Source organism: Paenibacillus sp. FSL R10-2782 (assembly GCF_038592985.1).
In the GTDB taxonomy this organism is placed as follows: Bacteria; Bacillota; Bacilli; order Paenibacillales; family Paenibacillaceae; genus Paenibacillus; species Paenibacillus terrae_C.
Map to the genome: position 1 here is coordinate 1,412,531 of NZ_CP151951.1, position 25,035 is coordinate 1,437,565.

The 25,035-nt window shown below is 47.6% G+C and carries 21 protein-coding genes and 1 pseudogene; 19 read left to right on the forward strand and 3 right to left on the reverse strand.

Translation table 11 applies throughout. The annotated features are described in order from the left end of the window. Positions 1-4 precede the first annotated feature (4 nt). Positions 5-814, reverse strand: a complete 810-nt coding sequence (locus NST83_RS06530) for a DUF3153 domain-containing protein (RefSeq protein WP_342417893.1) — start codon at positions 812-814, stop codon at positions 5-7. 236 nt (positions 815-1,050) lie between these two features. Between NST83_RS06530 and NST83_RS06535 the strand changes: the two genes are divergently transcribed. The 15 genes from NST83_RS06535 (at position 1,051) to NST83_RS06605 (ending at position 18,534) form a co-directional block, all read left to right on the forward strand. Then, entirely contained in the window at positions 1,051-2,022 is a 972-nt protein-coding gene (locus tag NST83_RS06535) for a zinc ABC transporter substrate-binding protein (protein ID WP_342417023.1), read from the forward strand. A 15-nt stretch (positions 2,023-2,037) separates the two neighbouring features. Continuing rightward, complete coding sequence (locus tag NST83_RS06540; RefSeq protein ID WP_342417024.1) at positions 2,038-2,802, forward strand: metal ABC transporter ATP-binding protein; 765 nt, start codon at positions 2,038-2,040, stop codon at positions 2,800-2,802. A gap of 5 nt (positions 2,803-2,807) precedes the next feature. Then, positions 2,808-3,737, forward strand: a complete 930-nt coding sequence (locus NST83_RS06545) for an iron chelate uptake ABC transporter family permease subunit (RefSeq protein WP_342417025.1) — start codon at positions 2,808-2,810, stop codon at positions 3,735-3,737. Beyond that, positions 3,734-4,621 carry a metal ABC transporter permease gene (locus NST83_RS06550; RefSeq protein ID WP_342417026.1) on the forward strand — a complete coding sequence of 296 codons (888 nt, stop codon included), beginning with the start codon at positions 3,734-3,736 and terminating at the stop codon, positions 4,619-4,621. The genes NST83_RS06545 and NST83_RS06550 overlap by 4 nt, the downstream gene beginning before the upstream one ends. A 216-nt stretch (positions 4,622-4,837) precedes the next feature. Then, positions 4,838-7,162: a histidine kinase gene (locus tag NST83_RS06555; RefSeq protein WP_342417027.1), complete on the forward strand. Its 2,325-nt coding sequence runs from the start codon at positions 4,838-4,840 to the stop codon at positions 7,160-7,162. Between the two features lie 557 nt (positions 7,163-7,719). Further along, positions 7,720-8,877, forward strand: a complete 1,158-nt coding sequence (locus NST83_RS06560; RefSeq protein ID WP_342417028.1) for a ParA family protein — start codon at positions 7,720-7,722, stop codon at positions 8,875-8,877. A 15-nt stretch (positions 8,878-8,892) separates the two neighbouring features. Beyond that, a complete protein-coding gene (locus NST83_RS06565; protein WP_342417029.1) occupies positions 8,893-10,140 on the forward strand; it encodes a CpaF family protein in 1,248 nt (415 codons plus the stop codon). Beyond that, positions 10,137-10,934 carry a type II secretion system F family protein gene (locus NST83_RS06570; RefSeq protein ID WP_342417030.1) on the forward strand — a complete coding sequence of 266 codons (798 nt, stop codon included), beginning with the start codon at positions 10,137-10,139 and terminating at the stop codon, positions 10,932-10,934. The genes NST83_RS06565 and NST83_RS06570 overlap by 4 nt, the downstream gene beginning before the upstream one ends. A gap of 18 nt (positions 10,935-10,952) precedes the next feature. Then, on the forward strand, positions 10,953-11,825 hold the full coding sequence (locus NST83_RS06575) for a type II secretion system F family protein (protein WP_342417894.1): 873 nt from the start codon (positions 10,953-10,955) through the stop codon (positions 11,823-11,825). A gap of 13 nt (positions 11,826-11,838) precedes the next feature. After that, positions 11,839-12,030 carry a Flp1 family type IVb pilin gene (locus NST83_RS06580; RefSeq protein ID WP_013309278.1) on the forward strand — a complete coding sequence of 64 codons (192 nt, stop codon included), beginning with the start codon at positions 11,839-11,841 and terminating at the stop codon, positions 12,028-12,030. Next, a complete protein-coding gene (locus NST83_RS06585; RefSeq protein WP_342417031.1) occupies positions 12,030-12,695 on the forward strand; it encodes a TadE family protein in 666 nt (221 codons plus the stop codon). Before NST83_RS06580 ends, NST83_RS06585 begins: the two co-directional genes overlap by 1 nt. 39 nt (positions 12,696-12,734) lie before the next feature. Then, complete coding sequence (locus NST83_RS06590; protein WP_342417032.1) at positions 12,735-14,951, forward strand: hypothetical protein; 2,217 nt, start codon at positions 12,735-12,737, stop codon at positions 14,949-14,951. Next, positions 14,920-15,939 carry a pilus assembly protein gene (locus NST83_RS06595; RefSeq protein ID WP_342417033.1) on the forward strand — a complete coding sequence of 340 codons (1,020 nt, stop codon included), beginning with the start codon at positions 14,920-14,922 and terminating at the stop codon, positions 15,937-15,939. Before NST83_RS06590 ends, NST83_RS06595 begins: the two co-directional genes overlap by 32 nt. A 91-nt stretch (positions 15,940-16,030) precedes the next feature. Continuing rightward, positions 16,031-16,543, forward strand: a complete 513-nt coding sequence (locus NST83_RS06600; protein WP_342417034.1) for an A24 family peptidase — start codon at positions 16,031-16,033, stop codon at positions 16,541-16,543. 65 nt (positions 16,544-16,608) lie between these two features. After that, the gene (locus tag NST83_RS06605) at positions 16,609-18,534 is read left to right on the forward strand and encodes a DUF6382 domain-containing protein (RefSeq protein ID WP_342417035.1); all 1,926 of its coding nucleotides are present in this window, start codon (positions 16,609-16,611) and stop codon (positions 18,532-18,534) included. Positions 18,535-18,614: 80 nt separating this feature from the next. Here NST83_RS06605 and NST83_RS06610 read toward each other — a convergent pair whose 3' ends face one another. Next, positions 18,615-18,854: a helix-turn-helix transcriptional regulator gene (locus NST83_RS06610; RefSeq protein WP_342417036.1), complete on the reverse strand. Its 240-nt coding sequence runs from the start codon at positions 18,852-18,854 to the stop codon at positions 18,615-18,617. 483 nt (positions 18,855-19,337) lie between these two features. Between NST83_RS06610 and NST83_RS06615 the strand changes: the two genes are divergently transcribed. Then, positions 19,338-19,925, forward strand: a complete 588-nt coding sequence (locus tag NST83_RS06615) for a hypothetical protein (RefSeq protein ID WP_137062063.1) — start codon at positions 19,338-19,340, stop codon at positions 19,923-19,925. Between the two features lie 898 nt (positions 19,926-20,823). After that, positions 20,824-21,341, forward strand: a pseudogene (locus tag NST83_RS06620) (YdeI/OmpD-associated family protein). A gap of 225 nt (positions 21,342-21,566) precedes the next feature. Here the strand turns inward: NST83_RS06620 and NST83_RS06625 are convergent. Next, the gene (locus NST83_RS06625; RefSeq protein ID WP_342417037.1) at positions 21,567-22,481 is read right to left on the reverse strand and encodes a TIGR01777 family oxidoreductase; all 915 of its coding nucleotides are present in this window, start codon (positions 22,479-22,481) and stop codon (positions 21,567-21,569) included. A 394-nt stretch (positions 22,482-22,875) separates the two neighbouring features. Between NST83_RS06625 and NST83_RS06630 the strand changes: the two genes are divergently transcribed. Further along, positions 22,876-24,003 carry a deoxyribonuclease IV gene (locus tag NST83_RS06630; RefSeq protein ID WP_342417038.1) on the forward strand — a complete coding sequence of 376 codons (1,128 nt, stop codon included), beginning with the start codon at positions 22,876-22,878 and terminating at the stop codon, positions 24,001-24,003. 22 nt (positions 24,004-24,025) lie between these two features. Further along, positions 24,026-24,925: a formyltetrahydrofolate deformylase gene (gene purU, locus NST83_RS06635; protein WP_342417039.1), complete on the forward strand. Its 900-nt coding sequence runs from the start codon at positions 24,026-24,028 to the stop codon at positions 24,923-24,925. The last annotated feature ends 110 nt before the right edge of the window (positions 24,926-25,035 follow it).

Below are 25,035 nucleotides of genomic sequence, written 5' to 3' on the forward strand. Positions count from 1 at the left end.
CTGTTCAGGATTCAGGTTTCGGAGGAGCAGCTTCCTTATTAGCGCCCTTTTTGGAGCGATGACGACGGATCAGCCATATCACAATTGCCGTAATCAGGATCAGGCCCGCAACGGCTACATATATGATATGACGCACATTGGGTACGTTGACGGATAGCTTTAGCTCATTAGGCTCTAATGGGGCAATGTCCCAATGTAGTGTCTTCCCGTCTGCCGATACACTGTCGGCATTGCTCGCAGCGGGCTGGATCGGTAAGGAAAGGCTAAAATTAAGATCAAGTTGCCGCTCCAGTATTTTGCGTGCGAACACATTCATTTGCTCCAATTTGTCACTCAGTCCCCGAGCTTCTTCAGGAAGCATTCGTGGCAGATCGAGCTTCATCGTAAGATCATAGTTAGTTGTGAAAAAATGTGGGGTCACAGCGCGTTTAAATTCTAATCCTTCAGGTAGATTTAGACCCTGATTGGGATTTTTTCCGCTTGCACTCCAATCTCCTTGATAGTGCCCCTTGATTTGATAACCCTTTCTTCCCTGCTCAGATAGTGGCTGAACATTTAGATTGTTGTTTTGAATCCGCTTGGCCAAGCGGTCCAGCAGTCCTGGATTATCCAGCATCACCAGCGTCTGATTGTTTACACTGAACGAAGCATCCATATCCACACTTTGGTCCAAATGAACATCTACATGGACGTCCCCCCGTGCACAGGAAGTGAGAGGGATCAGACAGCACAGCAGCACAAAAATGAGCAGCATTTTCCGTGTTCGATGTTGTTGATGCTTGTCCCGGTAAGGGTCGTATCCTGTTTGCTCTATGATCTTCACCTTCTTTATATATGTTCTTTCATTTAACGATTGGATATCTTCTATATATTACACATTCGGAGAGCTAAAATCGAACGAACTGACAGGATAAATAGATTTTTATATTTAAAATGTTTCCTTGGGGAAACATTTTAGTGTATACTCTAAAATATAGTATTAGGAAAAAATAATTGACATCATGAAATAGTTTGTCCCAAATACATATAAATAGAGGAGGATGTTGAAACATGAATAAACGGTTTAAGGCGGCTGTACCGCGTCGGGCTTTGATCGCAGGAACATTGTTCCTGGTTTTAGTTGCAGCAAGTGCATGCACTGATGGTAAGAGGGCGGAGCAGGGAGCTGCCGGGGAGGCGGGGCAAAAAATAAAGGCCACAGCTACTATTGGCATGATTTCTGATATCGTCGGCAGGGTAGGCGGTAATCATGTGGAGATCACAGGCATTATGAGATCAGGCGTTGACCCGCATTTGTACAAGGCTTCTCAGGGAGATATGCGCAAACTGGATCAGGCAGATATTATTTTTTATAACGGGTTGCATCTGGAAGGGAAAATGCAGGACATTTTGGAGAAGATCGGTAAGCAAAAGCCTGTCGTACCTGTGTCCAAAAATATAGCTCAGGATCAGTTGCGCTCAGGTAGCCCGGAAATGGGGTCGGACCATGATCCGCATATCTGGTTTAACGTACAAAACTGGATGTCTGCGGTAGCAACCGTCAGAGATGAATTGTCGACGCTGGATGCTGCTCATGCGGAGGATTATAAGGCGAATGCAGAAGCTTATCTCGCTGAACTGCGGAAGCTGGATGATTACACGAGGGAGCAGATTGCCAGCATACCGGAAGCCCAGCGCGTGCTCGTCACGGCCCATGATGCTTTTGGCTATTTCGGAGATGCCTACGGCATTCAAGTGAAAGGGCTTCAAGGAATGAGTACAGAATCAGAAGCGGGCTCTCAGGATGTGACCAAGCTGCGTGATTATTTGGTTGAACATAAAATCAAGGCCATATTCGTAGAATCCAGCGTTCCGAGAAAGGCCATAGATGCGGTCATTCAGGGAGCGGCTCAACAGGGGCATACGATCAAGATTGGCGGGGAGCTGTATTCGGATGCGATGGGTGAAGAAGGCACGGAAGACGGTACGTATATTGGAATGGTCAAGCATAACGTCAATACGATTGTTAAAGCTCTTAATTAAAGGAGGAGGAAACATATGAGGCATTCACCGCTTGTGGTTCATGATTTATCTGTAGCTTATCAAAAAAAGCCCGTTCTGCTTGACGTTTCCTTCGAGGTGCCGGAGGGCAAGCTGATTGGTATTATCGGTCCAAACGGGGCCGGAAAGTCCACGCTGATCAAGGCTGCGCTGGGACTAATACCGAAGCTCAGGGGCGAGGTGCTGGTTTACGGCAAGCCTTATAAACAGCAGCTACTCAAGGTTGGTTATGTGCCGCAACGTGAGTCGGTAGATTGGGACTTTCCGACGAATGCGCTGGATGTGGTCATGATGGGACGATACGGCAGACTTGGCTGGTTCAAGCGGCCGGGAGCCGCTGATCGTCAGGCAGCGCTGGAGAGTCTGGACAAGGTGGGAATGAGCGACTATGCGGACAGGCAGATCAGTCAGTTATCTGGTGGGCAGCAGCAACGTGTTTTTTTGGCCAGAGCACTTGCGCAGGACGCTCAGCTTTATTTTATGGATGAACCGTTTGTAGGTGTAGACGCTGCAACAGAAAAAGCTATTATTTCATTGCTCACAGACCTGAAGCGGCAAGGAAAAACCGTACTTGTCGTTCATCATGATTTGTCTACGGTCACAGATTATTTTGATCAGGTCATGCTGCTGAACGGGCATCTGATGGCGTTCGGAGAGACGGCAGATATTTTCACCGAGGAAAATCTGCAACGTACATATGGCGGACGTCTGAGTATACTCAAAACAGGCCCGGATTCCGGCACGATACTCGGAGTGAGGTGAGCGGTATGACAAGCTTGGCTACGCTTTTGACCGATCCGAATATGCAGTGGATTTTGCTGGGCTGCATCTTGCTCGGTTTAAGCAGCGGCGTGATTGGCAGCTTTATGTATTTGCGCAAGCAGTCGCTTATGGGGGATGCTTTGGCACATGCGGCTTTGCCGGGGGTATGTGTAGCGTTTATGATAACGGGCACAAAATCCGTGTTTGGATTTATGATCGGGGCCGCCATTGCAGGCATTGTTGCGACCTTTGCCATCAGTGCGCTGACGCGGTACTCACGAATCAAAAACGATTCGGCAATTGCAGCCGTGCTGTCTGTATTTTTCGGCTTTGGCATTATGCTCTTGACGGAAATCCAGCACAGTGGGGCGGGGAATCAGAGCGGATTGGATAAGTTCCTGTTTGGTCAGGCAGCGGCGATGGTATTATCTGATGTCTACACGATGGCGACTATTTCGGTGGTGCTGATCGGGGTCTGTATACTGTTCTTCAAGGAATTTAAGCTGCTTAGCTTTGATCCCGGCTTTGCCCGTGGACTTGGTTTTCCCGCAGGTTTGCTGGATAAGCTGTTGATGCTGCTGATTGTTATTGCGGTGGTTGCCGGTATTCAGGCGGTGGGTGTCATCATGATGGCGGCCTTGTTGATTACACCCGCAGTGTCTGCAAGATACTGGACGGAGAAGCTGGGGATCATGGTGTGTCTGTCGGGCTTGTTTGGGGCTATAGCGGGCTTCGGTGGAACGGTCATTAGTTCTCTGGGACAAAATCTGCCCACAGGGCCGTTGTGTGTGCTGTGTGCGACTGTCGTGTTCGGGGTGAGTCTGGTTTTTGCACCACAGCGTGGATTGATTTCCAAGGCTATCGTTCGGTTGAACGCCAAAAAGAATCTGGAGCTGGCAGCTGCAACACAGCCAGGAATGGAGCGTGCCCTGTGAGTACATTTTATGTGATCTTGACTGGAATGTTAGTGGCAGGGGGATGCAGCATTGTCGGCTGTTTTCTCGTGCTACGAAAAATGGCCATGATTGGTGATGCCATCAGCCATGCCGTGTTGCCGGGGATTGTCATTGCCTTTTTGATCAGCGGGTCCAGGGATTCGGTGTGGATGATGTTTGGTGCAGCGGTATTGGGACTCCTGACGGTGTATCTGATTCAGCTGTTCCAACAAAGTGGTCTGCAAAGTGACGCCGCCATTGGTGTGGTGTTTACGACACTGTTTGCCATAGGTGTTCTGCTGGTTAGTGTGTTTGCTTCCAATGTCCATCTGGATATGGATCACGTGCTATATGGTGAGATTGCATATGTGCCATGGAATACGCTGGAGATAGCCGGCGTAGATGTCGGTCCGAGAGCGCTTTGGATTACGGGTGCGATGTTCTTGATTAATTTGCTCGTGGTAGGAGTGTTTTTCAAGCAATTTAAAATCACTTCCTTTGATCCCGCACTGGCGGCTTCGCTAGGTATTCCGGTTGTTTTTTTTCACTATCTGCTGATGAGTCTCGTCTCGCTTACGACAGTGGCATCGTTTGAGAGCGTGGGTGCGATTCTGGTGGTAGGAATGCTCGTGGTACCGCCTCTTACGGCTTATCTGCTGACGGAGAAGTTATCCCGTATGATTGTGTACAGCGTCGGGTTGGGGGCGATCAGTTCGGTAGCAGGCTTTTACATAGCAAGTGTACTGGATGCCTCTATTGCCGCATGTATGCTGTGTGTATCAGGTTTGCTGTTGCTGTTGGCCTTTCTCTTTTCCCCGTTCCATGGGGTGGTGTGGCAAAAGTTGTTCCAGCAACGAGGACTGGTTCGTGAAGACAGCAAGTAATTCACAGAAAGCGATCATCTATGAGTGCCTAAAATAGCGTGCAGACAGGTAGAAAATGCCTGAGTGCGCGTTTTTTTGCGCGTATGCTGCCCTGTGTGACTTATTTTGCGCAAGCTGGAGCGGATCGTCTTGAATTGTTGGGGACACGGGAGTACATTCATTACAGCGATACGAGAACGGACGGAACGATCTGTCACGTTGCAGGGAGGTACAAAGATGGAGAGCTTTAAACGTAAATCGCCAGAGGAAATATTGGATTCCATTAACAAATTGCATCGGGGCAGACTCAAAATATACATTGGAGCGGTTAGTGGGTCAGGCAAAACGTATCATATGCTTCAGGAAGGACAATCGCTTCAGCATGAAGGTATCGACGTTGTAATTTGTGCAGTATCGACTATGCAGCGGCGCGAGACGGTGGAGCAGGTGGGCACACTGGAGCGGGTGCCCAGTATCCATTGGGTTCAGGATGGGGCAGAGCAGAAGGATTTGAATCTGAAAGCACTGGAGGAACGCAATCCCGAGGTGGTGCTGGTGGACCATTTGGCACATCGCAACCGGGAAGGCGCCCCATTTCCAACCCGGCTGGAGGATATTCAATATCTGCTGGAGCTGGGGATTAGCGTCATTACGACGGTCAATGTCTATGAACTGGAAGGGATTACGGAATGGGTTTATCAGCTAACAGGGATAGAGGCAGAATATACGGTTCCTATCGACACACTGGAACTGGCGGATGAAATTCGTTTGATTGATGTCACACCCGAAACGATTTTGGAACGGCTGGCGAAAGGGTACATGCATACGCCCAATCCTGAGATGTTTCATCGGGGGAATCTGGGTAAGCTGCGTGAGCTGGCTCTGCGATTGGTAGCGGAGGATGTAAACGATTCGCTGGAGCGGCATCGGGAGGAATTGGGTTTGCACGGGGCGTCAGGAGCCGCAGAGCGTATTTTGGTGCCTGTCCAGTATCACTGGAACGGGTCCATTTATGTACGCAGGGGGGAGCAGGTGGCCAAGCGGCTGGGCGGAGATATGCTGGTGGCCTCCTTTGTCGATCCGAAGCGCAAGCTGTCCAAGGAATCGGCGGCCTTCAAGCGCTCAATTGTGCAGCTGGTTGACAAGGTAGGATCGGAATTTGAAGAAATCCCGCTCATTTCCCGCAGAAGATTGCCTCGGCAGCTTATCCATTATGCGGTGGCGCGTAATGTTACCCGGATCGTTATGGGACATTCCCGGCAGACCCGGTGGCAGGAGCTGGTTAGAGGTTCGCTGGTAAACGGGATTTTTAAGCGGATGAAAAATATGGACCTGCTGCTTATTGCTGACCGCGCCGAGCAGGAGGGTGAACGTATTTTGCCGACGATGAGGCAGGAAGAAGACAATGATCCATACCATCGTCTGAGCGACGAGGAAGCGCAGGCTGAGGCTGCCAAAATCCGGCGTGGCAAGCTCAAGGTATATATTGGTGCCGCTCCCGGTGTCGGCAAGACGTACACGATGCTCAGAGAGGGAAATGATCTGCTGACAAGTGGGATTGATGTAGTTATCGGACTGCTGGAAACGCATGGAAGGGCGGAAACGCTGGCACAAGTAGGCTCGCTGGATACCGTTTCCCGCCAGATTATCGAGCGTCATGGCGTATATTTGGAGGAAATGGACACGGAAGCGATTCTCAAGCGTAATCCCGAGGTGGTCCTTATTGATGAGCTGGCACATACCAATGTTCCCGGCAGTTCGAGATCCAAACGCTATGAGGATGTATTGACGATTTTGGATCAAGGAATTTCTGTCATTTCTACAATGAATGTACAGCACCTGGAAAGCCTGAATGATGCGGTCGAGCAGATTACCGGCATTCGGGTGAGAGAGACCGTTCCCGACCGTATGATGCGGCTGGCCGATGAGGTACAGCTCATTGATGTGGCTCCCAAATCGTTGCAGCAGCGTATGCGTGATGGCAAAATATACGATCCTACCAAAGTGGAGCAGGCGCTTAGCCATTTTTTTAAATTAGGTAATCTGATTGCCCTGCGGGAGCTTGCTTTGCGGGAATTGGCAGATGATGTAGACGAACGGCTGGAATCCTGGGATCGGCACGAATCGCTTAGAGGGCCGTGGCGTAGAGAGGAAGTAATCTTCGTAGGGGTTACGCTCAGTAATAATGCTGAAAGACTGATTCGACGCGGCTTTCGTATTGCTTTTCGTCTGAAGGCGGTGTGGATCGTGACCTATGTTCATGTCGGTATAAGCATTCCGGAGAAGCTAAATTCCCGGGTGGAACAGTTGAAAATGCTAACCCACCGTCTGGGAGGAACCTTCGAAATCCGGCTTGTTTCCAGTCGGAGAGAGATTGCTGACATATTAATTACTCCGGTGGAAGGGTATACGGGTACGCAGTTAATTGTGGGGCAGTCTTCCAGAAGCAGCCGTTGGGGAAAGGATGCGGTCGTTCCGCAAATTCTTCGTCAAGCGCGTCATATGGACGTTCTGATCGTGGCGGACTATGACCCGGACATCAAGCTGGAGGAGGGGGATTGAATCGCCCAATCCTTTTATAAATAGTCAAATGCTGGTTTCCGGTTGTTCAGTGCTTTCATAGTATATTCTATCTCAAAGAATTGGAGGCGAATTTGAATATGTTTAAACATCATCCGCGTCATTGTCATTTTCCTAAGCCCAAAAAACGTTTCTTTAAGAAGATTATCAAAACAACGGTGTTTACAATTAAATTTGTACCTAAAGTTAAACGTCGTCATTTCATTCATGAAGAATGTGGTTTTCTGAAAGAACATCACCATCACCACCGGAAACATCGTCATCATCGTCACCATCACTGTCATCGTCCATGTCATCACAAATTCTACTAAGATTAAGGCAATGGAGGCGGGCTTGAATGCCCGCCTTTTACTACATAAGGGTTGTGAAGAAATTCTAGCATAAAAAATGCTTGCTCTAAAATAGGCGCTGTGCTATTCTACCAGTAAATAGATTGGACGTGACGGAAGCACCGTTCACCAACCGTATGTACTTCGTGTACTTACGGATGGGTGAACGGTGCTTTTTTGCGTTGTTGTTTTGGGGAGGGGATGAGCGTCATGATTCCGGTAAAAGTAGTGCTGGCTGTAGAAAGCCGGGATTATATTGAGCCACTGCTGAATTATGTACATGGAAGCGAGTACGCCAGGAGGCTGAGGGTAACGGCATTTTCGCAGCCGGAGGCATTTCGCCAATACATGATGGAAACCGCTGGAATGAAAAAGTCGGATGTTGTAGTGGGTGAAGCCGCTTTTTTGAGTCTGTGGACAGATCGGGAGGCTTCTGATATTCCTTGTCTGGTGCTACATGAGGGAGAACAGGTGAGCGAATACGGACAACCTTTATTAAAATATCAGCCCTTGTCTGAACTGGTGGGCTTTATTTTGGAAACGGCGAGACAGCGGACAAGTGGGCGGCAGATCGTAAACAGCCGGGAAGGCGGAATGATTATTGGCATGGTTGCAGCCTCCGGTGGACTGGGCAAGACAACGGCCGCGCTCAATATATCCAAGCAGCTGGGAAATGAGGGGTATTCGGTTTTTTATTTGAATTTGGAAACGGTGGATTCAAGTTCGTTGTTCACGGGTTCCGGCAGTTCTAGTGGAGCAGAAGGAGAGGGGCTGTCCAGACTGCTTTATGATCTCAAGGCGATGAGACATGACGGAAATCCCTTATCTGTCGCTTCGTATTGTGTGCGCCGTTCTGAAATTCAGGCCGACACCTTTCAACCTGTCGATAACCGCAAGGAACTGATAGACATGACCTGTGATGAAGCGGTAGAGCTGATTCGGACGATTGCCGAAAGTGGACAGTATGATGTCATAATCGTAGATGGCGAGTCTGAAAATAGTGATCGGGCTCAAGCTGTGCTTAAAGCCAGTCATAGGCTGATTTGGCTGCTGGCAGACGACTTAATGAGCATGCACAAATGCGGGCTATGGCTGGATGTTCTGGAAGCCACACAGCCGGAAGGATTTGAAGCCATGCTGACCAAAACCCGCTTTGTGGTAAACCGTTATATGGGAACTATGACCAACTCGTTACCTCGGGATTTTATGGAGCTGAGCGGGGCGTTGCCTTACATTCCTTCATGGAAGCAGATGCAGCATCGTGAGCTGCTGCTTAGTTCGCCGATTTATCAGCGGGAAATTCGCCAGCTGTGCCGCGAACTGCTGAATGTGGAGACTGTAACACAGCCGCCCGCCGCTTGGGCTTAAAGGGGGCCGATGAACATGAATGAAGAACGGTTTCGTGCACTACGAGCGGATATTCGTGGAGGTCTGGACGTCACATCCTCAGTAGGGGATGCAGAGTTAGTGCGGCATATTGAAAATCGAATTTTGCATGACACAGAGCTGGCAGGTTTGACCTCCAGAGAAAAGCATGCGCTGGTCCGCAAAGTTTTTAATTCCTTCCGTGGGCTGGATGTGCTCCAGCCATTGATTGATGACCCCACGGTTACGGAAATTATGATTAACAGTCACCGCGAAATTTTTGTGGAGCGGGCGGGCGAGGTGATCCAGGCACCCGATCAATTTGAATCCCGTGAGCGACTGGAGGATTTGATCCAGACGATTGTAGCTGGGGTGAACCGGATTGTGAATGAGTCTTCACCGATTGTCGACGCCAGGTTGAAGGACGGGTCACGTGTAAATATTGTGCTACCGCCAGTCGCTCTCAAGGGGCCGACGATGACGATTCGGAAGTTTCCCGAGCGTCCGATGACGATGGATGATTTGATACGAATGGGGGCACTGGATGCAGAAGCCGCCCATATGCTCAAGGACTTGGTACGCAGCAAGTACAACATTTTTATAAGTGGGGGTACGGGTTCTGGTAAAACCACCTTTCTGAATGCACTATCCCAGTTTATCCCGCCGTCGGAACGGATTATTACGATTGAAGATTCCGCAGAGCTGCAAATTGTAACCGTCCCTAATCTGGTTTCCATGGAAACACGGAATGCCAACACCGAGGGTAAGGGCGAAATCACGATTCGTGATCTGATTCGTTCCTCCCTGCGTATGCGGCCCAATCGCATTGTGGTGGGTGAGGTCAGGGGGAGTGAGGCTTTGGATATGCTGCAAGCAATGAATACAGGACATGATGGGTCGTTATCGACGGGGCACGCGAATAATATCCGTGATATGGTCAGCAGATTGGAAACGATGGTACTGGGAGGGGCTGATCTTCCGCTTGATGTGGTGCGGCAACAGATCAGCTCGGCCATTGATATATTCGTGCATCTGTCACGATTGCGTGACAAATCCAGACGGGTGCTGGAAATTAGCGAGGTAACTGGCTTTGAAAATGGTGAAGTGGTGCTCAATCCGCTCTATCGTTTTCAGGAGCGGGGTGAAAGTAAAGGACGCATCGTCGGAGTGCTGGAGCGTTGCGGTGAAGGTCTGCAACATACGCTGAAGCTGCAAATGGCCGGGATGAAGCCGGAAAGCTGGAGCAGGGGGGAAGCGTCGGTATGAAGCCAGGAAAAGCGGCTGTGAAGCCGGAGCAAGTATCCCGTCAGGCTACTTCCCTGCCAGACTACACGGTATATACACTGTCACCTGTGCAAAAAAGCCTGTGTATCCTCTTTAGTGGCGTGCTATTCGCGATGATCGGCTATCTTTTTTATCATCAATGGATATTGTCGTTGCTGTGCGCTGCTGGGGCTTTGGTGACGCCTCGTTATTTTCGGCAGTTTTTGCTGCAACGGCGCAGGTCGGCGCTAAGCATTCAATTCAAGCAGGCTTTATATTCGCTCTCGTCTTCCCTTTCCGCGGGAAGGTCGGTGGAGAACGGCTTTCGTGAGGCGGTGGAGGATTTGAGGCTGCTTAGCCCGGATGGAGATCATGATCTGATTTTTGAATTTAACATTATTACAGCCTATCTGGAAATTGGACAACCCGTGGAGACAGCTCTGCAGGATTTTGCTCATCGGGCGCAGATGGAGGATATTACGAATTTTGCGGACGTGTTTGCAGCTTGCAAACGAACCGGGGGTGATCTGGTGGAGGTCGTACGACGGGCTTCAAGTGTTATAGGGGAGAAGCTGGAAATTCAGCAAGAGATCGGTGTGATGATCGCGCAGAAACGTTTTGAATCGAGAGTTATGTTTGCGGCGCCTTTTTTGTTTGTACTGTTTATGACCATGACTGCGGGAGATTACATGATGCCGTTATACAGCGGGACAGGTATGATTTTGTCTACCTTTTGCCTATTGGTGCTTGGTGGATGCCTCGTATGGATTAACCACATTATGAAAATTGAGGTGTAAGGAGAGATAGGCGTGGTGATGTTGGTTTGTCTGGTCATGCTGGTTCTGCAAGTGGGAGGTTGGGTGGTGCTGAACCGGATATATGGTGCTAAGTATGCGTGCTTTCGTCATATGAAACTGGAAGGACTGCGGCTGCAAAGGCTCTCGGTTCCTTTCGTACACATGATCCATGCTTCACGTGCCGCCCAAAGACTGCCTTTGCTGATGTTCAAGCTACAGCGCTCGGTACAAAAGCTGTACGGTATGCGCAACAGTGGGGAAAAAACGATGCTTTTTCTGGCCGAAATGGTGGGTTACGGATACATGATGGCGGCTGGTGGAGCTTTAATATCGCTCATGATGGGCGGGGATACGACCGGGCTAGTGCTCGGATTGGGGCTGGGTATTCTGGTGCCCATCGCGTTGGTCAAGGATTTGCACGGGAAGGTACAGAAGCGGGATCAGCAAATTTTAATGGAGTTACCTGAATTGCTGAGTAAAATCATGCTTTTGGTCGGTGCAGGCGAGACGGTACAGCGGGCATTGCTTCATTGCGTGGAGCGCAAAGGGGCGGATACGGTACATCCGTTGTATCGGGAGCTGCGTCAGACGGTGGGGGAATGGGAAAGTGGCTATTCCTTTCAACAGGCATTTGAGCATTTGAGCAAGCGCTGCGGCATTCAGGAAATGACGGTGTTTACGACAACGGTGTTGCTGAATATGAGACGCGGCGGAAGCGATTTTGTGATGGCTTTACGTGAGTTGTCCCAGACATTATGGAGCAAGCGGACTTCAATTAGCCGCACAAGAGGAGAGCAGGCTTCATCTAAGCTGGTATTTCCGATGGCGCTGATTTTGCTAACGGTTATTGTGCTTGTGGGTGCTCCCGCTTTAATGATGATGAATATGTAGGAGGAATACAACGATGATGACATTAGTAACAGGCAGTATTCGTAAATTGTACAAGGATGAGGACGGTTTGGGTACGTTGGAAATGATTTTGATTATCGCGATTCTGATTGCGGTGGCGATTATTTTCAAGGATCAGATCAAGAAGATTGTAGAAGGTCTGTTGAAAAAAGCGGATAAAAAGAGTAACGACTTCATGGATTCATAATGCTGCGCAAATTGGCACACAAAGAGGAAGGGAGCTTCTCATTGGAAGCTTCCCTCGTCTTTCCCATACTGTTGCTGGTCATTTTTGTGATGTTATTTTTTTGCCTGTACATATATCAAAAATCCATCTTGGCGCAGGTCGCTTCTACGGCTTCGGAACGAGCCGCTTATAGCTGGGATAACAGCTTCAAGGAACCGCGTACAGGCGCATTCACCCAAGGACAACGAGATTCGCTTTATTGGCGCTTGAAGGATGATGCCATGCTGGGTGTTTTGTTTGGGTGGGCTGCCAATAATCAGGTAAGTGTGCAGGTGCCTGGTGGCGGTGGAGGAGGCGATTTGCCCGCTCAGAAGCTGTCCCATGTCGAGAGTGGCATGCCTGCCGGTATGCAGGGACAGATGACATATGAGAACAGCCTGATCAGCCGTAAGGTGACGACAGAGCTGAATAAAATAGTGAAAGTGCCTTTGCTGAATCAGTTTCTGGATCAGACGGATTTGCAGGGAACAATGAGCTCGGGTGTGGTAGAGCCTGTGGAATGGATTCGTACGGTAGAGCTGGTTCGATATTACGGAGCAAAATTTATGGGCAGAGGCTCAGGTGAAAAGATAAATCCGGCAGTTGCAGGACAAGTATTAACGCAATATGGACAGAACGGTCCGTAAGAAGCGGAGAACACGAATGGACTGGAAGGGAGGAAGCGAGTGTTTGGAAAAGGACGTAATGCACAGGATGGTGAGTCAGGTGCCGTCACGGTTTTTTTGATTCTGATTTTAGCGGTCATGTTTGGCTTTATTGCTGTTTTTATTGATTATGCGCGAATTGCTGCATTACATGTGCAAACTGAACGGTTGACCCATGCGGCGGTTCGTTCAGTGATGTCTGCCTATGATCCGGCATTACAACAGGATTACGGTCTGTTTGCCTATGGTGAGAGCAGCGGAGAGCAAATTATGGTCAAAGTACTGAACGACAGCGCCAAGCGCACGCCGCGTGCAGACACACTGCCACTTATGAACACGAAGCTGGATTCAAGCTCTTTGCACATGGAAAGAGAGCTTGGTAAATATGCCATATTTAATGAGCAGGTTCGTGAGGAAATGAAGTATAAAGCGCCTGTCGATTTTACAGTGGAAGTGCTTGAAAAGCTGAAGCCGCTCTCTCAGAATATGAAAGAGGCTTCCCATACGGTTGATTTGCTGAAACGATTGCAAAAGCTGTATGACAAACGCGAGTCCAAGCTGGATGACATGCTGGAGAAGCAGCGTGAGGCAGGAGCTAATATGGAAGAGGTTCGCAAACGGATCATTAAACAGAGGGGTGCGTATATCCCCAATCAGTATATTTGGGATTCGCTTGAGGTTGTAGCCGATATTGCCGCCCAATATAAGCATTACGTGCATGTGTATGAGGATAATAAAAAGAGTGTAGACGACGTTAAAATCATGCAGATCGAGAAATATGCGAGCAGGGCGAGATCGGCACTTGGTCGTCTGGGCCAAGCCATGACCAAGGCAGGAAAAGAACATGATGAGCTGCTTGTAGAGGCTAAGGAGCCGCTGAATGAAGCCAGGCAGATTAACGAAGAGATGCGTCAAGTCATTGCTCAATATAAACAGAGGGCTGCCAATGCAGGGTATGATGAGGTTTCCGCAGCCCCTACTCCGAGTGGAGGGAGCTCCAGTGCTGATCCGTCTGTAGGAAGCGCAAGGCAGAAGGCCGACGACTTATTGGTTCCTGATAAGGAATTTGATCAGATGGAAGCGGCTATAGAAAAGCAACGAATAGCTATTCATACGGTTAACAACAGATTATCGAGTATGATCCGTACGCTATCCTTTTATACAGATCCGAATCTCAATACAGATATGTTCAGACAAGAAGTGATCTCAACGCTCAAGGAAATGGATCAATATTTGAATGCATATGCCTGGTCAGGACCTTCTAGTGTACTCGATGGTGAAGCCAGAGCAATGGACACGCGACGTGGACCTGATAAAGAACGCAAAAAAATGGAAAAAGAGGCGAAGAGCAAGCTCAAGCAAGCCTATCAGATCATTGAAATGCTTTCCAAAGGTACACAAAGTGCCGGACCATTTCAAAAGTTGGAGCAGTATTACAATGAAAGTATCTCTTTTAACCAGTCTGCATCCAGCTCGTCTGTATCCGCTGATTTGTCCTATGATACCTATGATGCGGCAGGAGCTTCCATGGACAGTATGGATGGTCTATACGGGGCGGCATCCGGCTTGCTGACGCAACTAGGGGATGAATTTTTCCAGAATGAATATGCGCTTTCTTACTTTAATCACGTGGATTTTAGCCGATTTGGCAGTTTAGGCGGATCAGGTGGGAGGGTGGGGAATACAGCGCAAATTTTGGGGGATCAACTGGAGCTGAATAATCAGGAGGTCGAGTACATTTTGTACGGTTTCCATAATCCTACCGGAAATCTGGCCTCCGCTTATGGCGAGATTTTTGCTATGAGGCTGGCCATTCGCACGATGGAGGGTTTGGTCAAAAATAGCTCCAAGGGCAATCCGTTGGTTGTTTTGGCGGCAGCTCTTTTATATGGGGTAGAGAAGGCGATTGAAGATATGATTATGCTGGCTCAGAAGGGGTATGTGCCTCTGTCTGATTTTCTGAAATTTCGAATGACGTACAAGGATCATTTGAGATTGTTCCTCATGCTCCATAGCAATAATGAACGAAAAATGTCCCGTATGCTGGCATTGATCCGCCTGAATACAGATGTCAATCCTGCTGAACGGCAAACGTATGCAAGGGGCGAGGTTAAGAACGGGATGAGGCTGTTGTTTTTACCTGGGGTGATGAAGATGCTGGGCCTGGCCTCAGAGGAAGGCGAAAGCATTAAGGGAAGTGTGTACTATGTTACGAAAACAGCGCATTTTTCTTATTAATCGGTATTTACAGCGGATTGGTGGACGGAGTCGCCGTGAACAAGGAAGTATCGTTTTAGAGGCGTCGCTAGTGTTGCCGTTGTTTCTATTTTTTATTATTTTTCTAATTTATATGGTACAGATGACGCTGGTATCTACGGCCTTGCAGACCACCGCTTCAGAAGCGGTTAAACAGGTTTCGGCTAAAATCTATCCGGTGTCTCTGGCGGTGGATGCGGCGTCTGCGAAAATAGATGCAGTCCGCCAGCCGCTGGATGAGCTGCCCAAGTTATCTGTGAGTGAATATGCAAGCCAATTCGCTGCCCAACTGCCACCTCCCATCGGTGATTGGGTGGAAAGCGCTGTGCAGGGGGGAAAAAAGCCCATGGAGGAGCTACGTGGGCGCTTGACAGAAGCCGCGCTTGATCCTGTTCTAAAGCCGCTGTTAAAGCCTTTTATAGAGGAAAGCATTTTGGAGTATGACCGTATACATGTAACGAGCGTACATGTGCCGTCTCTTACGGGAACTAAGGACCCTTATTTTAGGGTGGAACTGTCTTATGAGCTGCCGATGAAGGTTCCTTTTCTGTATCGTAGCATTGTACTCCAGACAGCGGCAGAGGAACGTCTCTGGATCGGTGATACGGGAGAGGGAGCAGGTACAGGAGATGCTACAGCAGCTAACAATGCCCAGAGCTCCATACAGTTGCTTGCCAAGCCTGAGCCTGCCGTGAAGGGTGTATATAACTTGATCAAGGCCAAAGTGGAACCCGGAACGTCAGCTAATCTTTCTGTACTTTATAAGTCGGGCCAAAGCACGGCTCAACACTTGGGCTGGACCTCTGCCGATGCGGACGGGATTATTGAATGGAACTGGTTTGTAGGTACAAACACGACACCCGGTCAATGGAGCTTTGTGATCGAAACGGACGATGGACAACGTATCGAGGTTCCATTTTCGGTAGAGAAGACGACCGACGGGGAGAGGAACACGGATGGTTCTCCATAGCACTTTTATATGGAACGATGCGAATAGATAGAGAAAATAACGATGGAAAAGGTTTGAAACGCTTCGTGCTTATCATTAAGGGGGAATTGCATTGACGTGGATGTATATCGTATGTGGTGTTTTGCTGGCGATTGCGCTGGTCACGGATTTACGTAGTATGAAAATTCCTAACAAGCTTACGCTGCCCGGCATGGCGATGGGCTTGCTGTTTAATACGATGTTTGGGGGCTGGCATGGATTTTTATTTGCAGCGGCTGGGTTGGGGACGGGATTTGGCTTCATGTTGATTCTGTACTGGATGGGAGCTGTAGGTGCTGGCGATGTGAAGCTGTTTGGCTTGATCGGAGCATGGACGGGTGCGGCTTTTGCATGGCAGTCGGCTCTCTATTCGATTTTTTTCGCGGGTATTATTGGTTTGGTGATCCTGCTGTGGAGACGGGAAACCATGATGAGATTGCGGCGTGTGGCTTTTAATCTGGGAGGATTCTTTCTGTTTCGCAGCGGCAAGGCGCTGACGAACGGGAGAGAGGCACACCTCAGGTTTCCTTTTATGACCGCCGTCATTCCGGGAGCGATCAGTGCTTATCTTTATTTTTTGCCATAACTTACGCAGTTAGGTAAATATGATGGTACTCACGGGAATCGGGAAAATGCTAAGGAGGTCATGAATTGTTTGGTTTAAGCAGGGATTTTGCCCGCAACGGCGGGACATTTATGATTTTGAACAAGGAAGGCGGGCTTAAGACCGATGATTTAAACTCCGTGCAAACTGGAATGATGACTGGCAATCGGATTCCCGGTCTTCTGGAGCTAAGAATCAAGGATGTCGATTTTCAGGTGGAGCTGCACTACGATATTTCGGGTCAACGTATGCTGTCTCAGATATGGAAGGGAGGGGGAGTGTCGACTTCCGATTTCTACCGGATTCTTTTTGAAGTGGCGGATGCCCTCCATCGTAGTCCACAGTATATGCTGGATATGCGCCAATTTATTTTGCATGAGGATTATATCTTTATGAGCGGTTCAGGCTCAAGGGAAAACGTCGGTTTAACCTATGTTCCTTTGCAGGGGGTACTGTATGAAGGACAGGCTGGGAGCCAATTTAAGCAATTGGTTATTCGCTTGATGACACGTGTGGTTCATTTTCAAGGGGACCATATGCAGCGCATATTTGAACTGTGCGACAGGAATGAATTGGATCCGGGGGCGCTGAAGGAGCTGCTGCTGCAAGGGATGACAGTCGGTGCAGACAGCGTTAGCGTTCAAGGCGAAGCTGGGGAAGCACGCAGTAGAGATACTCATGCTCGAATGGGAGTTCAAGGAGAGCGTGATGGATTGCATTCAACAGCATATCGGAAAGATTTTCCTTATGCTGATCAATCCTTACCCGCTCATTCGTCAACGCGTGATCATTCAACGAGCCGAGCGGGATATGGGCAAGGAGAAGAATCTAAATTTTTCGCCTCAAGGGACCAGAGATCTCAGGAAAAAATGCATGAGGATCAGGAGATGCTTCAGGAAATTCAGGAGCTTAAACGGATCAATCGACTCAAGCAGTCCATAAAGCCACAGGAGAATGATGAGGTAGATACAGATATAGAAGAATCGAAGTCTGCGTTGCAGAAGTATAAAACGTACATTGCTTTAGGCTGTCTTCTCGCTTCGGCTATCGTGTGGCGATATATTTATCTGGACCATCCAGAGACGGTGCCGCTTGGTATTTCTGTAGTGCTTACCTTGGTACTCGCAGTCGTTGCTCATATGAGCTGGACGGGAAAATGGGGGCGCAAGGGCGCTTCGTCGCATACCTATGCCGACTCAGTCCCTGTGCTGGATTCGGAATGGCTTGGCGAAGCTTCTCCTGCACAGCGGAAAAATGACCGTTATCAGGTCGATAAGCTAACCGGATTCGTAGCAGGGCGTCAGAATAAGGATAAGCGCTTTTCCGATTCAGGTGATCAAGGACAAGAAAGCTGGCGCTGGTCTTTTCCTGACCAGAAATCTGAAAATATGGGTAGCTGGGATACGGGCCAAGGAGATAAAGCTTCTGCACGTCACGACTTGCACGAGCCACAGGGGATAGGTGTGGCTCGAAGAAATGATTTGGAAGCCAGTGATACCAGCGAGGCATATTATAAGTCCTTGTCTGGTGTGACGGAGCTGCTAAATGCTACATCAAGGCAGGAAACGGTGCTGCTTCGTGCAGATCAGGGGATGCATATTCCACACGTTCAGCAATCACCGATTGCTTGTCTGGAGCGCAAGCCGCCGGGAAGTGGAGCGGCCGAGCGCATTCGATTGCAGCCGGATCAATTTGTTGCAGGCAGCTTCTTCATCGGAAGAGACCCGCAATTGGTCCAGTTTGTAGAACAAACGGAGGGAGCGTCCCGTTCTCATATTGAGCTTTGTGTAGACGCAGAAGGACAAGGCCACATCGTCAAGGATTTGTCCTCGACGAACGGAACCGTTCTGAACGGAGAGCCGATGGTGCCTTACAAGGAGTATGCAATGAAGGACGGAGATACTTTTAAAATAGCCGGAGTATCCTATACTTATCGACTGGAATCTTTTAAATCTTCCTCCAACGCTTATTGAGTGAAGGGTAGTTTGATATGTATAAAAAAGAAGCCCGATTAATGTTATGGGCTTCTTTTGAATTTTGATAGATTGGAGGTTTATTCAGTTTCTTCCATTTGAACAACGTCAAATAATTCCCCTAAAGTAATTCCTAAATATCCACAAATATTGGCTAGCAACGAAGTTGAAAGGCGTGAATTATCCATTCCCTGATTATTCACTAATTTATATATCGTTCCGATTCTCTCTGCTGTATCTTTTGATAGCTTATAAGGTGTAATGTTTTTTTCTTTAAGAATTCTCTCCAAGTTACAGGTTAATTCGAATTTAATATTCATGACAATGGATAGCCTCCAAGAACATATTAAATGATTACTGACAACAGATGCATATAGTCTTATATTATTTATATAATCAACAAATGTTCATGTTCATTAAATGATTATATCATTTTAGTAAAGGGATGTACAACATACCCTTAGCTTTTCTATGGACATTTTACCAAAAAGTGGAGTTATTATAGGCAGAATCTTGAGGCTGTACGTGAATCTGATGTTTTGGTTATCACGCATTCACGCTATAAAAAGTTGTGTGAAGACGATGAACTAAGGCGATGGTTCACAGAGGGCAGAATGTTAAAATTTAATCCATTTCTACCAAAAAAATCATTGGAAACAATTGACTTTTTCCAAGCGTATACCGATAATATTAATAAGGGGTTATTGCTGTTCTACTAGAAAACGTCATCCTTTTGAAAATAGGTCTTTATGCTAGAATAGCAATTCATACCACCTTAATAATATTTTTGGAGGTAAAAAAGTATGAGCATGAAAAAACGTTTAGGTGCAATGTTACTGGCGGTATCCATGAGTGCCGCAATGTCCGTGACTGCATTTGCAGCGGAGCCGAATGTTAAGGTATCCACCAATGTGGCTGGTGAAACTGTCTATACACAGACAGTGGATGTACAGTTAAGTGCCGCTCCCAATGCTTCCAGCAGCAGTAAAACAGTGAGCGCAGGCAAAAGCCTAGGGTTGGCATTAGCCCCTGGCAAAAGCGGTTTTTCCGATCAGGTTAGCTTCCGGTTTACGTCATTGCCTCTTAATGCCAAGGTAAAGTCGATTGAGATTGACCCAGGAAGAGGAATTATCAACAACAACAATAAAAATCTGCTAGGGGCAGTTGTTTTTTCTAAGTTGGATGTAATCTCTCCTAGCGGCAAATCTGCTACTATCGCATGGAAGCCCAGTGGAATGACTGAGAGAGCAAGTTTTCTAGATCAGGAAGCACGTGGTACATGGACAGCACAGGTCTTTGGAACAAACATTGCAAGTTCTACCGGAGATAGATGGTTCGGCAGCCTTTCTTATAAATCTGTTGAAATGACTATTTCCTACGTTTTGGAATAATCCGTTAGGCTAGGGCGGGGTAATCTCTTTGGATTGCCCCGCTTCATTTTTTCTGTCATTCATCTTTACTTTTCCTAAAAAACTGACAATGAATTGTGGTGTACGAAAACATATATTTCCTCATTACAGAATTAGGAGGAAAGCAGTGAACATTTCACGTATGCCGACATTTACAAGCAGTTACGGCCGGTTGCAAAACACTGATATGGGAAAAGACGAAATCAAAAAGACGGATAAAAGTTCCAACGCAGAGAGCAGCACAGCCACATCATCAAGGATTTGTCCTCGACGAACGGAACTGTTCTGAATGGAGAGGCGATGGTGCCATACAAGAAGTTCATCCCGAATGCTGGAGACACTTTTAAGATTGCCGGAGTGTCCTACGCTTATAGACTGGACTCTTTTAAATCTTCCGCCAACGCCTCTGAGTGAAATAGTTTGATATGTATAAAGAAGAAGCCTATTAATGTTATGGGCTTCTTTTTTTATATAGGTGTACGCAATCACGAAAGCCGTTCTCTAGACTCCCCGCTGGTATATATACAAACTAAGAAACAGACAATGGCCTTTGACCACCTGGAGAGATTTGATCATTAGCCCCCTAACCGAAAACCATAAGGAGGTCGTCCGCCCAAAGATCGTCGTTAGATGCTGAATGCCGTACTTTGGATTGCTCGTACTGGCGCTTACAAAAGGCGGGGATATGGGACATCATTTTGGATCATGTTTCGATAGAACCCGATTGGAGCCAGGTCATGATCGACACGACCGTAGTCCGTGTCCACCAGCATGGATCGGGCGCAAAGGGGCAAGCTAAGCAAGCAATCAAGTAGATTTGAAAATGAACTGCTTATTTTGAAAACACAATTTTATGATGATGAAGAGGGGGTGTTTCTTGATGACGAATAGTAGAATGAATCCTATGGTTGATGAATATTTAAGTAAAGCTAAAAAGTGGCAGGAAGAATTTGAGAAATTGAGAATGATCATTCTTGGCTGTCAGCTGACCGAAGAATTGAAGTGGGGTGTTCCTTGTTATATGATGCCCACGGTATTCTAATCCAACAAACGGAGAATGTACAGGCGGGGCGCCAGATTCGGTTCACCAATGTTCGGGAAATAGTTGCAATGGAAACCATCTTGAAGGCCTATATTTATGAAGCCATTGAGGTTGAAAAAGCTGGTTTGAAAGTCGATTTAAAAAACAATACAGAATTCATAATTCCTGAAGAACTTCAAAATAAATTCGATGAAATCCCTGCCTTGAAAACTGCTTTTGAAGCATTGACGCCCGGACGGCAAAGGGCATACATTCTTTATTTTTCTGAACCCAAACAATCCAAAACTCGGGAGTCAAGGGTTGAAAAATATATGCAGCAAATTCTCATTGGAAAGGGATTAAATGATAGAAAATAGCTTGAAACTATCAAGATAAATATAAGCTATTTAGAGTAATCTGAGCTTGCTCCTCAGCTATAAAAAGGGTGAGCTTGAACAATAAATAGATCGAAAGGGTCTAGTTCGTCTATATATTACACTTAGGGAGAGATTGGAATCGATTTTTGCACAATCCTGACCTAAATAAAAGAGGAACCCTAGGCTAATAAGGATATTATCAGTCCAGAGTTCTTCTTTTTTAATTCAATGCTGCTCATGAGGAGAATGTAGTTCCTCCAGTGCTTCCTTCAGTGAAGGATAGTTAAACTGAAATCCGTGCTCCAGCGCCTTGCGCGGGATTACTTTTTGACCGTCTAAAACGAGGGTACTCATCTCGCCGACCAGCTTTTGTACGAGAACGCCGGGAACGGGGAACCAGTGTGGGCGGTGGTATACCTCAGCCACGGTTTTACCAAACTGGTCGTTCGTCAATGGATGTGGTGATGAAGCGTTCACAGCCCCGGCGATATTCGGCGTATGGATGCAATGGGTGATCAGGCGGACGATATCCTTAATATGAATCCAGCTCATCCATTGATGGCCGCTGCCTATTTTGCCGCCGAATCCGAAGCTGTAAGGCAGCTTCATCAGTGGAAATGCACCGCGTTTGCTGTCCAGTACGAGACTAATGCGCAGCTTGATTAACCGGGCATTGGAAGGGTAGGCGTTGGCGGCCTCCTCCCACTGCTCGACCACTTGAGACAGAAAGTCTTCCGAACGGCGCGGGCTGGTTTCATCGAACGTTTCAGTAAGAGATGTACCGTAGGCGGCGACAGCCGAAGCCTGAATGATAACTTCCGGCTTTTTTTGCAGAGCATTTAGTGCTTGGGCCAATTTGGCAACAGACAACAGGCGTGATTGGAGAATCCTTTGTTTGGACTTGTCCGTCCAGCGCTGGTTCAGCGTTTCGCCTGCCAAATTAATGGCCACATCTATGCCCTCTAATGATTCCGGTTTTTGTTTCAGCTCGTTCCAGCTCATATATTGCAAGCGTGGGCTAGCTTCGTGACCTGCCATGGGTTTACGGGTGATTATCTTCACCGTATGCCCGTCGTTGAGCAAGCTTTTGGTCAGCGCACACCCTACTAATCCAGTACCTCCGCATATGACGATGTTCATGGAGTTCGACTCTCCTTCCGATTTGCAAAAAAATATGTATGTGAATCCATTTCATAAATGATTAAGCCAACGAAATGTATACTACATATAGGCAAATAAAAACATTTTGATCTATATGTACTCTTGATTAAAGCTACTGAGGGTATTATGAAATGGATTCATGTTATAGAATATAACCCTTTTCAAGAAAAAAACCTCATTCGAATGTACCTGTATACGCTAAAGGATGTCAATCCATGCTATCATTTACCTCGTTTCCCTTCGTGTATTCCTGATTTGTGTGTGCACTACCATAAAAGCCATGTTGTTTGATTTCAATAATCACGTTAAAATGATTAAATCAAAATAAGATAATCATAACAGAATAACAAGGATAAGGGGATGAAACCGAATCATGCTGAAAATTGGTTCTCATGTGTCCTTCTCGGACAAGGGTCTGCTCAGCGCTACAAAAGAAGCGTCTTCATACGGGTCCAGTTCGTTCATGATATACACGGGGGCACCGCAAAACACGCGTCGTAAGCCGATGGAATCCATGTATCTGGAGGAAGGCAAGCAGTTGATGGCTGAAAAAGGGATGGATGATATCGTGGTGCATGCCCCGTATATTATCAATCTCGGCTCTTACAAAGAAAATACCTATGAGCTGGCAGTCAGCTTTCTTCAAGAGGAAATTCGTCGCACCCACGCGATTGGCGTGAAAAATATCGTGCTTCATCCGGGCGCTTTTACCGATAAGGATGCTGAATATGGAATTGGGCGTATCGCCGACGGTTTGAATGAGGTACTAAACGGCGTGAAGGAGACGGATGTTAACATTGCGCTGGAAACGATGGCAGGCAAAGGCACCGAAATGGGCCGCAGCTTCGAAGAAATTGCCTCCATTATAGATAAAGTAGAGCACAACGAGCGTCTTACCGTTTGTATGGATACCTGTCACATACACGATGCCGGCTATGACATTGTGAATGATCTGGATGGCGTTCTGGAGCAATTTGATCGTATTGTCGGGCTGGATCGCATCGCAGTGGTTCACGTCAATGACAGTAAAAATGCGGTTGGCGCCCATAAAGACCGTCATACTCCGATTGGATCGGGCTGGTTAGGCTATCAGACCATTCATAACGTGGTGCATCACGATGCGCTTCAAGGCCGCCCGTTTATTTTGGAAACGCCATGGATCGGGAAGGAAGCGAAAACCCAGCGTCCAATGTATGAGGTTGAAATCGCTTTGCTTCGCGGGAATGTGAAGGAGCGTTTTGGCGATGAATTTTTGGGTCAGGTAGAGCAGTTGCATTCGTTTTTCAAAAAGCAGGATGTGGATGTGCGTAACTTTGTACTGGATACCTGGACGCTGCTGAAAAATGATGCCAAAGCGAAAAAAGCCGATCCGCGCGAACCGCTGGAACGTCTGTATGACATGGTAACGGAAGCAGCACTGTTTCCGGAGTTGAGCGAAGAACATATTAATCATCGTCTGATTGCCTGGTTTGCCGGCAGTCATTTGCCAGTGACGGTATAAGCCAAGGGGGAATTGTAGCCACATGGAACTTCACGTAAAACATCAGCCAAACAGCACTCAATCTGCGCATGAAAACCGTGCGCGTATGCTCGTATCCTGTCCTGATGGCCCGGGTATTGTAGCGGCCGTGTCTCGCTTTTTGTATGAGCATGGCGCCAATATTGTTCAATCTGATCAATACACGATGGACCCGTCCGGCGGTATGTTTTTTATGCGGGTTGAATTTGATCTGCCATACTTGAGTGAAACCCAGTCCCAACTGGAGCAGGATTTTGCCGCGGTTGCAGAACAATTCCGAATGGAGTGGACGATTTCAGCGGTCAGCCGCAAGAAAAAGCTCGCTATTTTCGTTTCCAAAGAAGATCATTGTCTGGTGGAGCTATTGTGGCAATGGCAGGCAGGGGATCTGGATGCGGATATTTCTTTGGTCGTCAGCAATCATCCGGATATGAAGGAGTACGTGGAATCATTCGGCATTCCGTATCACCATATTCCGGTGACAGCCGATACCAAACCGGAGGCGGAACGCCGTCAACTAGAGGTTATTGGTGAAGATATTGATGTCATTATTTTGGCCCGGTACATGCAGATTATTTCACCCAAGTTCATTGAGCATTACCGCAACCGGATCATCAATATTCATCATTCGTTCCTGCCTGCATTCGTGGGTGGAAAGCCATATGCTCAAGCCTATAATCGCGGTGTGAAAATTATTGGCGCTACCGCACATTATGTAACTGAGGAACTGGACGGTGGCCCGATCATCGAGCAGGATGTGCAGCGGGTAAGCCACGGTGATGATGTCAATGAGTTAAAACGGATCGGTCGCACCATTGAGCGGGTCGTTTTGGCAAGAGCCGTGAAGTGGCATGCGGAGGACCGAATTTTGGTTCATGAAAACAAAACGGTCGTTTTTAACTGATTTTATATTTAAAGCTCATACATCTTCCAAGCAAAGCCCGTCGAGATGACGGGTTTTTTCTTTTTTTTTATGCGGAAATTCAGTGTCAAAACCGGACAAAATACGTTATT